The organism is Marinobacterium sp. NO-S09 (assembly GCF_059179545.1).
This window is the reverse complement of the sequence record NZ_CP168954.1, coordinates 217,813-231,586: the sequence shown is the minus strand read 5'-3', so window position 1 is coordinate 231,586 and position 13,774 is coordinate 217,813. Positions and strand designations below refer to the sequence as shown.

The window sequence follows — 13,774 nt, the reverse complement described above, 5'->3', positions numbered from 1 at the left end:
GTTCGGGCGCAAGCTATAGTGCCCGCTTTGGCTGACAGCTTCGGAACAGATTGATGACACAACTTGCCGGTACTCTCTATATTCTTTCTGCCCCCTCAGGCGCGGGCAAGACCAGCCTGGTGAAAGCGTTGCTGCAACAGGACGCAGATGTAGTTGTTTCCGTCTCCCACACCACCCGTGACATGCGTCCGGGAGAGCAGGATGGTGTGGATTACAACTTCGTCACCATGGACGCCTTTAATGCGCTGATCGAGCAGGGCCAGTTCCTGGAGTATGCAGAAGTGTTCGGTAACAAGTATGGTACTTCCCAGCAGTGGGTACGGGACCAGCTTGAAGCCGGGCGTGACGTGATCCTCGAGATTGATTGGCAGGGTGCCGAGCAGGTGCGTCACCTGATGCCGGAAGCGGTAACCGTGTTTATTCTGCCGCCAAGCCGTGCGGCCCTGCGTGAGCGCCTCAACGCCCGTGGCCAGGACAGTGAAGAGATTATCGATGGCCGCATGGCTGAAGCGATCAGTGAGATGAGCCACTATCCGGAATATGACTACCTGCTGATCAACGATGATTTTGCGCAGGCACTGGATGAACTGGCCAGCCTGTTCAAAGCCCGCCGCTTGCGTCAGGGTGCACAGCAGCAAAAGCAGGCTGCGCTGCTGACGGATCTCTTGTCTGAGGTCTGAAATCTACGTACACTATTCTGTCATTTTATTGGTTCCAACCCGTTCGAGGTCGTAATGGCACGAGTCACCGTTGAAGATTGTCTGGAAAATGTCGATAACCGCTTTGAACTGGTGATGGTCGCCTCCAAGCGCGCACGCCAGATCGCTGTTGGCGGTCAGGATCCCAAGGTTGAGTGGGAAAACGACAAACCGACCGTTGTTGCTCTGCGTGAAATCGCCGAGAACCTGCTTGATAAAAAAGACGTTATGGATGATCAGGAACAGGCCTGATCTTTTCCTGACGACCGTAATGCGGCATCATCAGGGGTGAATGGTCGGCCATTGCCGACCTTTGATCCCAGCGGAGACGTGGATGCCGACGATAGACGCCCTTTCACATCGCCTTGAACATTATCTGGCCAACGACCAGATAGCCACTGTTCGGCGTGCCTACTTTTATGCCGAGCAGGCGCATGATGGCCAGCGACGTAAGAGTGGTGAACCCTACGTAACCCATCCCCTGGCCGTTGCCAATGTGCTGGCCGGCATGCATATGGACCATCAAAGCCTGATGGCGGCCATGCTGCATGATGTCATTGAAGATACCGAAATTGATTATGGCGGCATTGAGAGCCAGTTCGGCACAACCGTGGCTGATATCGTTGATGGCGTCTCCAAGCTGACCCACCTGGAATTCGAGACCAAGGCTGAAGCGCAAGCGGAAAACTTCCAGAAAATGGTACTGGCCATGGCGGAAGACATTCGCGTTATTCTGGTCAAACTCGCCGACCGCCTGCATAACATGCGTACTCTGGGTGCCATGCGTCCGGACAAACAGCGCCGTATCGCCCGCGAAACCCTGGATATCTACTCGCCCATCGCAGCCCGCTTGGGCATGCGCGACCTGCAGGTCGAACTGGAAGATCTGGCGTTCCAGTCCTATTACCCCATGCGCGCCAAGCGTATTCGCCGTGCTGTGGTGCACGCACGCGGACAGCGCAAGGATATTATCGAGCAGGTCCGGGATTCCATGCAGGCCCGCCTCAATCAGGAAGGGCTGAGTGGCGAAGTCAGTGGACGTGAAAAACACCTGTACAGTATCTACCGCAAGATGAAGGTGCAGCGTAAGGCCTTTGCCGACATCATGGATGTCTTTGCCTTCCGTGTTGTCACCGACAGCGTCGACGACTGTTACCGTATTCTGGGTGCCGTACATAACCTGTACAAGCCGGTGCCGGGCGGGTTCAAGGACTATATTGCCATTCCCAAGGCCAACGGTTATCAGTCGCTGCATACGGTGCTGTTTGGCGCACGTGGCATGACCATTGAAGTACAGATCCGCACCCGCGACATGGATGCGGTGGCCAGCCAGGGTATTGCCGAGCACAGCCACTACAAAGTGAAAGGCAGTACCGAGACCGCGATGGGCTCCTATAACCGTGCGCGCAAATGGGTGCAGGGTCTGCTGGAGATGCAGCAGAACGCCGGTGACTCCATGGAGTTCATCGAAAACGTGAAGAAGGACCTGTTCCCGGACGAGGTTTACATCTTCACGCCCAAGGGGCGCATCCTGGAGCTGCCGCGCGGTGCGACCCCGGTCGATTTCGCCTATGCCGTGCATACGGATATCGGCAACTCCTGTGTCTCCTGCCGCATCAACCGCCGCCTGGCACCTCTGTCGGAGCCGTTGCAAAGCGGCCAGACCGTTGAAGTTATCACCACACCCCGTGCACAGCCGAACATGGCCTGGCTCAACTTTGTTGTGACCGGCAAGGCGCGCAGCAGCATCCGCCATTTCCTCAAGAGCCAGCAACGCAATGAGTCTATCGAACTGGGCCGGCGTTTGCTGGGGCAGTTCCTGGGCAACTACGGTGCATCTCTGGATGACGTTGACGGGGCCGCATTGAAGCAGCTGCTGAAGGAAGCTGACTTCACCAGCCTGGATGACCTGTTGGAAGATATCGGCATGGGCAATCGCATGGCCTATGTGGTGGCGCGGCGTTTGCGCCCCGAGTCGGCGATACAGGATGGCGATCCCGAAGTGAACAGCAAGGGCCGCCCCATGGCGATCCGCGGTACCGAAGGCATGGTGATGCAATATGCTCGCTGCTGCCACCCGATTCCGGGGGATGCCATTATTGGTCATATCAGCAGTGGCCGTGGCCTGGTGGTGCACTGCACCGAGTGCCGCAACATTGGCTATCTGCGTGATAACCCCGAGAAAACCATCTACCTGGAATGGTCAGATCCGGAAAACAACGAAGAAGAGTTTGTGGTGGGTCTGCAGCTGGAAGTGGAATCCCAACGTGGCATCATCGCCAACCTGGCAACGGCCGCTGCCCAGATGGGTGCCAACCTGCTCAAGATCGACAGCGGTGAGCGGGATGGCCAGCTGTGCAGTGTGCAGATGGAGCTGACCGTGTTCAACCGTGTGCACCTGGCACGGGTTATCCGCAAACTGCGCAGCCTGCCCTCCGTTAACCATATTCACCGTCAATAGAGGCCAGGCCCGCACGCCTTTGTGCGCTGTGGCGCCGGTTCAATCACCCAGCGCCAGGCCCTCCCGTCGGGGGTCCACACCGGACTCCCAGCGTCCATCCGAATGTCTGCGCATCAGATGCAGGCCGCTGTTCAAGTCTCTCACCTTGATGCTATGCCCTCGGGCTTCCAGGCCCTCCTCGAGACTTTCTGCATCCGTATCCAGCTCCAGTTCGGTAACCCCGTTTCGGTTACTGATATGGCCACGCTGTAACAGAGTTTGCAGCGGTTGATCCGAGTGTAGTGCTCGCAGCAAGGTCTGAGCCACATAGTTGATGATGCGGCTGCCGCCCGGAGAGCCCAATGCCAGTACCGGCTGTCCCTTTTGATCGAACACGATAACTGGTGCCATGGAGCTGCGCGGGCGCTTGCCGGGCTGAACCCGGTTGGCGACAGGGCGGCCTTCGTCCTTGGCAACAAAAGAGAAGTCGGTGAGCTGGTTATTGAGCAGGAACCCGCCGGCCATCAGGGTGGAGCCAAAGGCCATCTCGATGCTGGTGGTCATGGACACCATATTGCCGTTGCGGTCGCGTACCACGAAGTGGCTGGTGGAAGGGCGCTCTGGTGCCTGGTCGTCACTGCGGGCCAGTTGCGCCGGATTACCGGGCTGCGCCTGCCCCATGTCCTGGTTCGGGTTAATCAGTCGGGAGCGCTGCTGCAGATACGCCGGGGAAAGCAAACTTTCAACCGGGACCTCGACAAAGTCCGCATCTGCCAGATAGCGGGCGCGATCGGCATAGGCCAGCCGACTGGCCTGGGTCAGCAGGTGGCTGAACTCAAGGTCCGCGCTGTCGCCGCTGGGACTCAGGTCAAAGGGTTCCAGTAACCCGAGAATCTGCAGCAGCGTGACGCCACCGGAGGTGGGTGGCGGAAAACCACACACCTGCCATTGGTGATAGGGTCGGCAGACCGGCTGGCGCTCGAGGGCGCTATAGTCCGCCAGATCCTGGCGGCTGAGCTGGCCGGGGTTGTCTTTGGCTTCATCGAGTGCCGCCACAATTTGTTCGCCGAGAGCGCCTTCATAAAAGACATCCGCGCCCTGTTGGGCAATGCTCTGCAGCGATTGCGCCAGTGCCGGGTTGCGGCGCAGGTAGCCAACGGGCAAAGGCTCACCCTCGGCGGTGAAGAAATAGTCTCGTGCCGCCGAATAGCGACCCAACCCCGGGTTGATACCACTGGCGATCAGCTGGTGTAGGCGAGGGCTGACCTCAAAGCCGGCTTCGGCCCGGGCGATGGCAGGCTGAAAGGGTGTGGCCCAGGGCAGGGTACCGTGTTGTTGATGGGCCAGTTCCAGCATCCGCAGCACACCGGGCGTTCCTACGGAGCGGGCACCCACCAGCGCATCGTGCCAGCGCATGGGGGTGCGGTCTGTTTTCATGAACAGTTCGGCGGTGGCACTTGCCGGGGCCGTTTCACGACCATCGAACGCCTGCAGACGCTGCTGGTCTGCATCCCAATACAACATGAAAGCACCGCCGCCAATGCCCGAGGACTGGGGTTCAACTAACGTCAGCATGGCTTGAATGGCGAGGGCTGCATCGACGGCGCTGCCACCCTGCTGCAACATGGCATAACCGGCTTGTGTCGCCAGCGGATGGGCACTGACCACCAGTTGCTTGCGGGCAAAAACAGATGTGGCCTGTTGCATGCCCGTGGCATGTTCGGGGGCCGGCGCTTCCTGTGCCTGACTCAGAGGTGTCAGGCTGATCATCATGGCCAGTGTGGCACCGCTGAGCCAATGCATCAGTTACGCTCCTGGAACTGGCCCGCAGCACGATTCTTCACGGTATTCTCGGGGTGGAAGACGCGGCCGTTCATGTAGATATAGACGCCTTCCGGCATTGCCTGTGACAGGGCTACAGCTCCCCCCAGGTTGAAATGGGCGTCCGTGTCTCTGAAGCGGGCGGGCTGCATGGCGCCGGTAAGCACGATGGTACGTCCGCTCAGGCCCTGCAGGCTCATGGCGGTCTGCACCAGGGTATCGGTACCGTGGGTGATGACGATGTGGCGGCAGTCGTCTGCCTCAATGGCTGCACGCAGTTTCTGCCGATCCTGGTCATCCATTTCCAGGCTGTCCTTGCGCAACACCGATTCGATGCGGTACTCGTAGCCCACTCCAGCCTGGGCCATCAGGTCGGCGGCGGCGGGGTCACCAATGCTGTATTCACTGAGGGCGTCGAAGTAAATCTTATCGATTGTGCCGCCAGCCGTCAGAATCTTGATCTGCATGATTGTATCCGTTTCCTGTAATGCCTAGGCTAGATTGTTTTAGTATGCTTGATACCGATATACAAGCCTATCCCAGCCCTGCAAGCGGAGAGAAGACCTTGTCCTTAGGAGTTTCAGTCCAGCCTTTAATCGACACCTCAGCTATCCGCCTGGTGCTGTTGCACGACCGGGACGGCAAGCTGCTGGCGTTGTTGCCGGGTGAGCAGATGCTCGACCTGACGCGTCTTGCTCAGCTGACAGGCCGTGATCTGCAGCCGGTTAAAGGCGAGGATGCCAAGCGCTTTTTTGCCCAACCCGGCATGCAGACAGCGGCAGGGCTGGAAAAACTGCTGGCGCTTCCGCTGGCGCTCGATACGGGGTGCCCCGAGGGGGCTGTGTCAGGTTACGAGCCGCATACCGGTTGGAGTTTTCAGTTGGCGGGGCTGCCGGCACATGAGCAGGTTGTGACGGGCACCTTTGCACTGCCACCACAGGAGCCGCACAAGGCGGCTGCCGGCGCGGCTGATGAAGTTGTCATTACCCGCGCAGTGGAAAAGTTTACCAGCCTGAGGGTACAGCAGCGGCTGGAAGACACCCTGAGCCTGCCGGGGCTGTCCGAGTCCATGCAGCTGATCGTTAAGCTGCGCTCTGACCCCTCTGCGGGTGTGGATGATCTGGTGCCGGTGATCAAGCGCGACCCCAGCCTTTCCGCTCAGGTGATGGGTTGGGCATCCTCTCCCTACTATGCCGCACCCGGCAAGGTGCGCTCCATTGAAGATGCCATCATCCGTGTGCTGGGCTTTGATCTGGTGGTCAACCTGGCACTGGGTGTCGCCATGGGCCAGGTGCTGAAATTGCCGGACGATACCCCGCGCGGTGCAGTTTCCTACTGGGATCAGGCGATCTATACGGCGACACTGGCTGAAATGCTGGCGCAGCGGTCCACACTGGAGCCGCGTCCGCGCCCCGGGATTGCCTATTTGGGTGGTCTGCTGCACAACTTCGGTTATCTGGTACTGGGGCACCTGTTCCCGCCGCATTTCTCGCGATTGTCGCGCTATATCGAGGCCAACCCGCATCTGGAACAGCGGCTGATCGAGCAGGAAGTGCTGCATGTGACGCGTGAACAGGTGGGAGGCTGGTTGCTGGATAGCTGGAACCTGCCCAGTGAGGTGTGCACCGGTGTGCGCTATCAGCAGGAGCCTGAACTGGCCAATGAAGAAGAGCGTATCTACGCACAACTGATCTATCAATCCAGTCGCTTGCTGCGCAGCCGCGGCCTGAGCGACGGTCCGCATACGGATTGCCCTGAGGGCTGGCCGGAAGCACTTGGCCTCACGCCGGAGCAGGTACAGCAGTCACTGGATGAGATCTGTGCCCAGGCCGAAAGCCTGGCGGAACTGTCCGGCATGTTTCACCGAGGACGCTGATCAGGCGTCCTCCAGTTCCTGCTCCAGCGCCTCCAGGGCGTCCTGCTGTTCCAGCCAGTCGGCTTCAACGGCTTCGAGCTGACGGCTGATCTCGGCCTGGCGCTGTAGCCAGGTTTTCAGCTCATCCTTGCGGCTGTCGTCATACAGGCCTGTATCCGCCAGGGCATTCTCCACTTCGCTTTGCTCGTTGCCGAGCTTTTCCATCTGCTGTTCCAGCTTGTTGACGGCCTGTCGCAGCGGACGCAGTTTGGCGCGTTGTTCTGCCTGTTGGCGCTTCAGCTCCTTGCGCTCAGCGGCGCTGAGTGAGCGAGAGGTGTCGGCCTTGGGTACTTCACGGGCTTCTTCGCGCTCGCGGCTTTGTTCATCACGGCGCTGCTGTGCCAGCCAGCGATGGTAATCTTCCAGGTCACCCTTGAACTCCTCAATGCGACCATCGGCCACCAGTACAAACTCGTCGACGGTGTTGCGCAGCAGGTGACGGTCATGGGAAACCAGAATCAGTGCGCCTTCAAACGCCTGTAGGGCCAGGGTCAGCGCTAAACGTACTTCCAGATCCAGGTGGTTGGTCGGTTCGTCCAGCAGCAACAGGTTGGGTTTCTGCCAGGCGATGAGGGCCAGGGCGACACGCGCTTTCTCGCCACCGGAAAAGCGTCCCACCGGGTCCAGTGCATCGTCGCCGTTGAAGCCAAAACTGCCCAGGAAATTGCGCAGCTCCTGATCACTGGCATCAGGGCTGATACGTTGCAAATGGGTAAACGGAGATGCCTGCATATCCAGCGCTTCCAGCTGGTGCTGGGCAAAGTAGCCGATGCGCAGGTGTTCACCCTCATGACGCTCACCGGATACCAGAGACAGATCGCCCACCAGTGTCTTGATCAGGGTGGACTTGCCGGCACCGTTGGCGCCGAGAAGGCCGATGCGAGTGCCGGGCAGCAGTGTCAGTGACTGCTGCTTGAGAATGGTGCGCTCCGGATAGCCCAGATCTGCCTCATCCAGTGTCAGCAAAGGCGAGGACAGCTTGTCACTGGTATCGAAGCGGAAGCTGAAGGGGGAGTCCACATGCGCCGGTGCGATCTGCTCCATGCGCTCCAGTTCCTTGACCCGGCTTTGTGCCTGTTTGGCCTTGGATGCCTTGGCCTTGAAGCGGCGTACAAACTGCTCGATCTGTTCGATACGGGCCTGCTGTTTCTCGAATGCGGCCTGCTGCTGTGACAGTTTCTCTGCACGCAGTTTCTCGAAGGCTGTGTAGTTGCCCTTGTACAGCGTCAGCGTTTGATGCGCCTGGTGCACGATATGACCGACTACGTTATCAAGGAAGTCGCGGTCATGAGAGATCAACAGCAGGGTACCGGGATACTGGCGCAGCCACTGCTCCAGCCAGATGGTCGCATCCAGATCCAGGTGGTTGGTGGGCTCATCGAGCAGCAGCAGGTCCGACGGGCACATCAGTGCCTGGGCCAGATTGAGTCGGATACGCCAGCCACCGGAAAAACTGCTGACCGGACGGGCAGCATCATCGGTGGCAAACCCCAGGCCTGCCAGCAGCTGGTGCGCGCGGGATTCAGCGGTGTAGCCATCCAGCGCATCCAGGGTCGCGTGGAGTTCACCAATACGCTCGGCCTGATGTTCGGCTTCGGCTTGCTCCAGCTGGGCCTGGGCGGCGCGCAGCTGGTGGTCGCCATCGATGACGTACTCCAGTGCGCTGCGACTGGTGCTGCCCACTTCCTGCGCCATGTGTGAGATGCGCAGGCTGGCCGGCAGCTTGAGCTCGCCAGCATCCGCCTGCAACTCGCCGAGCAGCAGCTTGAACAGGGAGGATTTGCCCACGCCATTGGCGCCCACAATGCCGACTTTCCAGCCGGCATGAAGGGTCAGGGTGGTATCCGCTAGCAACGCCAGGGCGCCGCGGTGTAGGCTAAGGTCTTGTATCTGAATCATGGCGGGAGATAGTACCAGCATGGCACTGGAAAATCCCCTCTGGCACTATGTGTTGCGTCTCTATGGCGCAGCCGGTGTCGAAAGCAGCTGCCTGGTACTGCAGCGGCAGGGGGCCGCGGTCAATGCCCTGCTGCTGGCCTGCTGGGCGGGGCAACAGGGTATCCCACTCACTGCTGCACGCTGGCAGCAGCTTCCTGTCAGCTGGCGCTCGGATGTGGTTGAACCGCTGCGCCAGCTGCGTTTCCGAGTACGGGAACAACGCCAGCAGCAGCCCAAGCTGGATGCCTGTTACCGGGCACTGAAGCAGGCTGAGCTGGCCTGTGAGCAGGTGGAGCTCATGCAACTGCATGCTGCCTTGGTCACTTTGGACTGGCAACCGGATGCAGGTAGTGAGGTGGAAACACTGATACGTGACAATTTGGCCGCCTATTGCGACCATGCAGGGGTTGCGCAGAATACGGATCTGTTGGAAACATTGGTTCGCGCGACGCTGGAGACTCCTGACGTCGGCTGAACTTTCCCGATTACAGGTGTACTAACGCCTTGAGATGCACGCATACACACGTGAGATAAGGATTAACATGATGAAGAAAAGCATGCTGGCCATCGCACTGGGCGGCGCTCTGATCGCTGCACCGGTCGTCCAGGCCGAAACACTGGAGACCGAGCAGCAGAAATTGAGCTACAGCCTGGGTCTGATTCTGGGGGAACGTCTCCAGGCAGATGTAGATGACCTGGATATCGAGGCCTTTACTCAGGGTGTCGAGGCGATCTACAACGAAGAGACTCCTCTGCTGAACCAGGAGCAGATGGCTGAAGTAATGCAGGCTTTCCAGGCACAGAAGATGGAAGAGCAGCGTCAGGCGACCGCCAAGCTGGCGCAGGACAACCTGGACAAGGGCAAGGCCTACCAGGACGACAACGCCAAGCGTGATGGCGTTCAGGTAACCGATTCCGGTCTGCAGTACGAAGTACTGGAAGCCGGTGAAGGCGCCAGCCCTGAAGCCAGCGATACCGTCAAGGTTCACTACCGTGGCGAGCTGATCGACGGCACCCAGTTCGACAGTTCCTATGCGCGTAACGAACCGGTTTCTTTCCCGCTGGACGGCGTCATTCCGGGCTGGACCGAAGGTCTGCAGCTGATGAAGGAAGGTGGCAAGAGCCGTCTGGTGATTCCGGCTGAGCTGGCATACGGTCCGGGCGGCATGGGTAATGCCATTGGCCCGAACGAGACGCTGGTATTTGAAGTTGAGCTGCTGGAAGTAAACCCCTCTGACGAGGCGGCAGCAGAGTAATACTGCGCAGTGGAGCTGTCGGGTCCGTATTCGGCAGCTCCGCGTTTCCTGAGCAGGAAGTGTAAATTGATGAGGTTTGCAGAAGAAGGCGAGCGGATGCTCTGCTTTAGCGCAGCCAGTTCATCAACCCGTTAGACCCCACCGCCAGCCAGCTGGCACCATCAGCACCAAACTCCACCGCAAGCACACCTGTACTGGTCGGCCCGTAGGCGGCCCGTTTGTCCAGCTTCCAGCGTCGCTGCACGCTTTGACGGTTCAGGTCCCAGAGTTCCACGACGCCATCGGCACGGCCTACCAGCAGTTGGTCACTGTTGGCTGAAAAACGGGCACTGAGATAGCTGACGCGTTTGGGGAAGAAGGTTTCATCACCGCTGAGATGGAACAGCGGCTCACCTGTACTGGTATTCCAGACCACCGCCTGATCCAGGCTGCCGGAACTGAAGGCCAGACGACCATTGGGTGCCAGGGCAACGGTATCCACGGTATTGCTGAGCTCGATACGCTGCAGCTCGGTCCCGTTCTGCAGATCCCAGAAGCGGGCGACATAGTCGTCGGCACCGGTCAGGGCGTATTGCTCATCACTGCTCAGGGACAGGCTGCGAATCCGTGCCGGGTGGCGCAGGCTGGCGCGTATGCCGCCCTGGCGCACATCGAAGTACACGGCCTCATGGTTGCCCAAACCGAGCAAGGCATAATTACCATCGCGCGAGAGGACCGCATCGAGAATCTCGCCGGGTGAACTCCAGAACCCTTCTGCTGCGCCGGTGGAGACATTCCACAGCACCAGGTCCTGTGGGTTGGCTGTCAGGGCGTAGCGTCCGGACGGGGAAAAATCCACCGCAGACAGCACCGAAAATTCACCGGCCCGGTGGTTCCAGTCAAACTGGCGGGCCTGCTGATTCAGGTCCCAGAGGCTGCCACCGTGGGTGACAGCACCCACCAGAGCGTGACTGCCATTGGCCGACACGTCAGCAGTGTAGGCACCACTCATCTCGGTGAGCGCCAGGCTGTCAGACGCGGAGTCGGCACTGCTGCCACATCCGGTCAGCAGGCCAGCGGCCAGCAGGCAGCCGAGACAGGTGCGCATGTTCACGAGGCGTCGACCAGGTCCTTGTGTGCGGTATGAAGAATCTCGATCAGCTGGTCTTCCAGAGCAAAGCGCTCTTCCAGAACCTCACCCAGATCGGACAGGTCCAGTGACAGCTGATACAGCTGGCGCAGCGTCGGCGAGCCAAGCTGGCCGTAGCTGTCGTTGAAATCCAGTGCCTTGTCGGTGGAGGTCTGAATCATCGGCAGCAGCTGCTGTGCCTGTTCCAGGCTGCCATCGGCGAACTCGCTGCCTTCACGCAGCAGCTGTTCATAGACCTCGAAGTGACCGGAGGACAGATAATCCATCAGCAGATCACAGAACTCGGACAGTGAACTGTTCAGGGCCGGGCCGGCTTCCTGGCCGGGAATGGCTACGAACACGGAGATCAACTGCTGACGTTCTTCCAACCAATGGTCGATGATCGTACTGACGCCACCCCAGCGTTCTTTGGCGTTACGACATTGTTCGAGCATGGTCTCTCCTCCTGGTTGCTTGAGCCTCATACTACTGCCAGCCTGAAAGGGGTGCAATACACCTTGCAGCGTGGCAGCTGAGGGGGAATGACAGGTATACTCGGGGCCTAAAGGATAGACAGGAGTGGTGACATGGGGCGTAGCGTTGTACTGACTCTGGCCATGCTGATCGGCCTGCTGTTTCAGCCGCTGATGGCGGAGGAAAAAACGGCCGAGGATTACATCAATTACATCGAACTCAAGCCGTTCGTGACCAATTTCGGTGGCCCGGGACCGGTTCGCTTTCTCAAGGCAGAAGTGACCATTCAGGTTGAAACCCAGGCGGCTCACCATGCGGTAAACGCGCACAAGGCACATATCCGCAACGATCTGGTATTTCTGTTCTCGGCGGTGAAGGAAGAGGATATCGGTTCGGTCGCGGCCCAGCAGGTGCTGGCCGAAAAGGCACTGCATGCGGTGCAGCAGTTGTTGAAGGACGAGACCGGAGACACCCATGTCTCCGACCTCTTCTTCACCAGCTTTGTGACCCAGTAGCGCGGTATCAGCTGGCGACGTAGTCCGCCAGGAAATCGGCAAACGCAGGCTGTTCGGCCTGCTCCAGCGCAGCCTGTGCCTGCAGTGATTCAGCGGCGGCACGGGTGAAGCGCTCACGGGCCTCGGCGGTCAGTTGAGGCTGCAGCGTTTCCCGGTGTTGTCGGCTCAGCTGCAATACCCATTCACTGTGGCTCAAGCCACTTTCACGCAGAGCGGCCAGTACCTGTGCCGAGGGTGTCAGCGCCGGGTTGGCGAACTTCTCACGCTGAGCCGCAACGGCGTCGGTGTGGGCGCTGCTGCCTTCGGCGGCATCCAGTATTTCGGCAGTCTTGGCAACCTGGTCGAGGATCTTCTCGGCCAGGGTTTCGCGGCTGACTTCACCTTCACAGCTGAACAGGGTCAGGCCCGGCTCGCGACCACGGTTGACGATGCGGCTGTGGTTCTCGGTGACACGCTGGCATTCCTGATCGTCCAGATCATCGGCGCGGCCCAGCAGGCAGCTGATCAAAAATGCATTGATAAAGCGTGACTGGCTTTCATCGATCCCCAGCGGCAACAGCGGGTTGATATCCGTGTTGCGCACCTCGACATATTCCACGCCACGGTGCATCAGTGCATGCACGGGTTTTTCCCCGGACTCGGTAACCCGCTTCGGGCGCACGTCACTGTAATACTCATTTTCGATCTGCAGCACATTGGTGTTGAGCTGGCGATAGTGACCATTTACTTCAACGCCGATCTCTTCGTAGGCCGGGTGTGAAGTATGGATCGCCTTGTGCAGCGAGTCGGCATAGCTGTCCAGGTGGTTGAAGCAGATGTTCAGGTCTGCCTGAGCCTTGTTGGAATAGCCCAGGTCGCTCATGCGCAGTGAGGTGGCATAAGGCAGGTACAGGGTATCGGCATCCAGCTGTTCCAGGCTGTGCTGGCGTCCGGACATGAAGGACGCGGACAGGGCGGGTGAAGCCCCGAACAGGTACAGCAACAGCCAGCCATAACGGCGGAAATTACGGATCAGGCGGAAGTAACCGGCGGAACGGAACGCCTGCAGGCTGTCGGTGTTACCTTCCAACTGCTGCCAGGCCGGCCAGAACTCATCCGGCATGGAAAAGTTGTAATGGATGCCGGCGATGGTCTGCATCATCTTGCCATAGCGGTATTTCAGGCCCTGGCGGTAGACATGCTTGAGACGGCCTACGTTGGAGCTGCCGTATTCGGCGATGGGAATCGCCTCTTCGGACGGAATCTCGCAGGGCATGCTGGCACACCAGAGTTCCTCATCACCCAGCTGTTCAAAACTGAAGGCATGCAGCTGGGTCAGGAAATCCAGTGCCTCGGCCGGGCTGTTCTGAACCGGTGTAATAAATTCCAGCAGGGCTTCCGAATAATCGGTAGTAATAAAGTCATGCGTCAGCGTAGAGCCCAGGCCGCGCGGGTGCGGTGTCTGGGAGATTGCGGCATCGGCAGTGGCGCGCAGGCCTTCCTTCTCGATGCCCTGACGGGTACGGATAAGCAGGTCAGCCTGGCCCGTGCGGGTCAGGCGATCAAGTTGCTGTTCGAGGGTTGCCAGCACCGTTGTGATTCCTGTGGTTGAGCCTTAGGGGGCGCATTA

General features: G+C 59.4%; 13 protein-coding genes. 7 read left to right on the top strand and 6 right to left on the bottom strand.

Features of this window, described 5'->3' with window-relative positions:
* Window positions 1-53 precede the first annotated feature (53 nt).
* The 3 genes from gmk to spoT all read left to right on the top strand — a co-directional run bounded on the left by gmk (window position 54) and on the right by spoT (window position 3,159).
* Window positions 54-680, top strand: a complete 627-nt coding sequence (gmk, locus tag O3C79_RS01215; protein ID WP_494384504.1) for a guanylate kinase — start codon at window positions 54-56, stop codon at window positions 678-680.
* Window positions 681-734: 54 nt separating this feature from the next.
* Window positions 735-950: a DNA-directed RNA polymerase subunit omega gene (gene rpoZ, locus O3C79_RS01210; protein WP_494384503.1), complete on the top strand. Its 216-nt coding sequence runs from the start codon at window positions 735-737 to the stop codon at window positions 948-950.
* Window positions 951-1,032: 82 nt separating this feature from the next.
* Window positions 1,033-3,159 (top strand): bifunctional GTP diphosphokinase/guanosine-3',5'-bis pyrophosphate 3'-pyrophosphohydrolase, encoded by a 2,127-nt coding sequence (gene spoT, locus O3C79_RS01205; RefSeq protein ID WP_494384502.1) that lies wholly within the window; start codon window positions 1,033-1,035, stop codon window positions 3,157-3,159.
* 39 nt (window positions 3,160-3,198) lie between these two features.
* Here the strand turns inward: spoT and ggt are convergent, their stop codons facing one another.
* Window positions 3,199-4,941 carry a gamma-glutamyltransferase gene (gene ggt / locus O3C79_RS01200; RefSeq protein WP_494384501.1) on the bottom strand — a complete coding sequence of 581 codons (1,743 nt, stop codon included), beginning with the start codon at window positions 4,939-4,941 and terminating at the stop codon, window positions 3,199-3,201.
* Window positions 4,941-5,426, bottom strand: a complete 486-nt coding sequence (locus O3C79_RS01195) for an asparaginase domain-containing protein (protein ID WP_494384500.1) — start codon at window positions 5,424-5,426, stop codon at window positions 4,941-4,943. Before O3C79_RS01195 ends, ggt begins: the two co-directional genes overlap by 1 nt.
* A 98-nt stretch (window positions 5,427-5,524) precedes the next feature.
* Between O3C79_RS01195 and O3C79_RS01190 the strand changes: the two genes are divergently transcribed.
* Complete coding sequence (locus O3C79_RS01190; RefSeq protein WP_494384499.1) at window positions 5,525-6,835, top strand: aminoacyl-tRNA deacylase and HDOD domain-containing protein; 1,311 nt, start codon at window positions 5,525-5,527, stop codon at window positions 6,833-6,835.
* Here O3C79_RS01190 and O3C79_RS01185 read toward each other — a convergent pair whose 3' ends face one another.
* The gene (locus O3C79_RS01185; protein WP_494384498.1) at window positions 6,836-8,794 is read right to left on the bottom strand and encodes an ATP-binding cassette domain-containing protein; all 1,959 of its coding nucleotides are present in this window, start codon (window positions 8,792-8,794) and stop codon (window positions 6,836-6,838) included. It lies immediately after the preceding gene.
* On the opposite strand from O3C79_RS01185, the gene O3C79_RS01180 reads away from it, so the two are divergent.
* Window positions 8,793-9,287: a TIGR02444 family protein gene (locus tag O3C79_RS01180; RefSeq protein WP_494384497.1), complete on the top strand. Its 495-nt coding sequence runs from the start codon at window positions 8,793-8,795 to the stop codon at window positions 9,285-9,287. The two genes, O3C79_RS01185 and O3C79_RS01180, sit on opposite strands and share 2 nt — an antisense overlap.
* Window positions 9,288-9,357: 70 nt before the next feature.
* Entirely contained in the window at window positions 9,358-10,068 is a 711-nt protein-coding gene (gene bamJ / locus O3C79_RS01175) for a BamJ family beta-barrel-assembly machinery protein (RefSeq protein ID WP_010321525.1), read from the top strand.
* A 106-nt stretch (window positions 10,069-10,174) separates the two neighbouring features.
* On the opposite strand, the gene O3C79_RS01170 is transcribed toward bamJ, so the two are convergent.
* Window positions 10,175-11,155, bottom strand: a complete 981-nt coding sequence (locus tag O3C79_RS01170; protein WP_494385766.1) for a WD40 repeat domain-containing protein — start codon at window positions 11,153-11,155, stop codon at window positions 10,175-10,177.
* A gap of 2 nt (window positions 11,156-11,157) precedes the next feature.
* Window positions 11,158-11,631 carry an Rsd/AlgQ family anti-sigma factor gene (locus O3C79_RS01165; RefSeq protein ID WP_010321527.1) on the bottom strand — a complete coding sequence of 158 codons (474 nt, stop codon included), beginning with the start codon at window positions 11,629-11,631 and terminating at the stop codon, window positions 11,158-11,160.
* A 132-nt stretch (window positions 11,632-11,763) separates the two neighbouring features.
* Here O3C79_RS01165 and O3C79_RS01160 point away from each other — a divergent pair, with 132 nt between their 5' ends.
* A complete protein-coding gene (locus O3C79_RS01160) occupies window positions 11,764-12,165 on the top strand; it encodes a flagellar basal body-associated FliL family protein (RefSeq protein WP_010321528.1) in 402 nt (133 codons plus the stop codon).
* Between the two features lie 7 nt (window positions 12,166-12,172).
* Here O3C79_RS01160 and gshA read toward each other — a convergent pair whose 3' ends face one another.
* Entirely contained in the window at window positions 12,173-13,735 is a 1,563-nt protein-coding gene (gene gshA, locus O3C79_RS01155; protein WP_494384496.1) for a glutamate--cysteine ligase, read from the bottom strand.
* Window positions 13,736-13,774 lie beyond the last annotated feature (39 nt).

Bases quoted from the DNA above. Each gene is read 5' to 3' on its own strand.
- gmk (WP_494384504.1), top strand. From the start codon at position 54: ATGACACAACTTGCCGGTACTCTCTATATTCTTTCTGCCCCCTCAGGC.
- rpoZ (WP_494384503.1), top strand. From the start codon at position 735: ATGGCACGAGTCACCGTTGAAGATTGTCTGGAAAATGTCGATAACCGC.
- spoT (WP_494384502.1), top strand. From the start codon at position 1,033: ATGCCGACGATAGACGCCCTTTCACATCGCCTTGAACATTATCTGGCC.
- ggt (WP_494384501.1), bottom strand. From the start codon at position 4,941: ATGCATTGGCTCAGCGGTGCCACACTGGCCATGATGATCAGCCTGACA.
- O3C79_RS01195 (WP_494384500.1), bottom strand. From the start codon at position 5,426: ATGCAGATCAAGATTCTGACGGCTGGCGGCACAATCGATAAGATTTAC.
- O3C79_RS01180 (WP_494384497.1), top strand. From the start codon at position 8,793: ATGGCACTGGAAAATCCCCTCTGGCACTATGTGTTGCGTCTCTATGGC.
- O3C79_RS01185 (WP_494384498.1), bottom strand. From the start codon at position 8,794: ATGCTGGTACTATCTCCCGCCATGATTCAGATACAAGACCTTAGCCTA.
- bamJ (WP_010321525.1), top strand. From the start codon at position 9,358: ATGAAGAAAAGCATGCTGGCCATCGCACTGGGCGGCGCTCTGATCGCT.
- O3C79_RS01170 (WP_494385766.1), bottom strand. From the start codon at position 11,155: ATGCGCACCTGTCTCGGCTGCCTGCTGGCCGCTGGCCTGCTGACCGGA.
- O3C79_RS01165 (WP_010321527.1), bottom strand. From the start codon at position 11,631: ATGCTCGAACAATGTCGTAACGCCAAAGAACGCTGGGGTGGCGTCAGT.
- O3C79_RS01160 (WP_010321528.1), top strand. From the start codon at position 11,764: ATGGGGCGTAGCGTTGTACTGACTCTGGCCATGCTGATCGGCCTGCTG.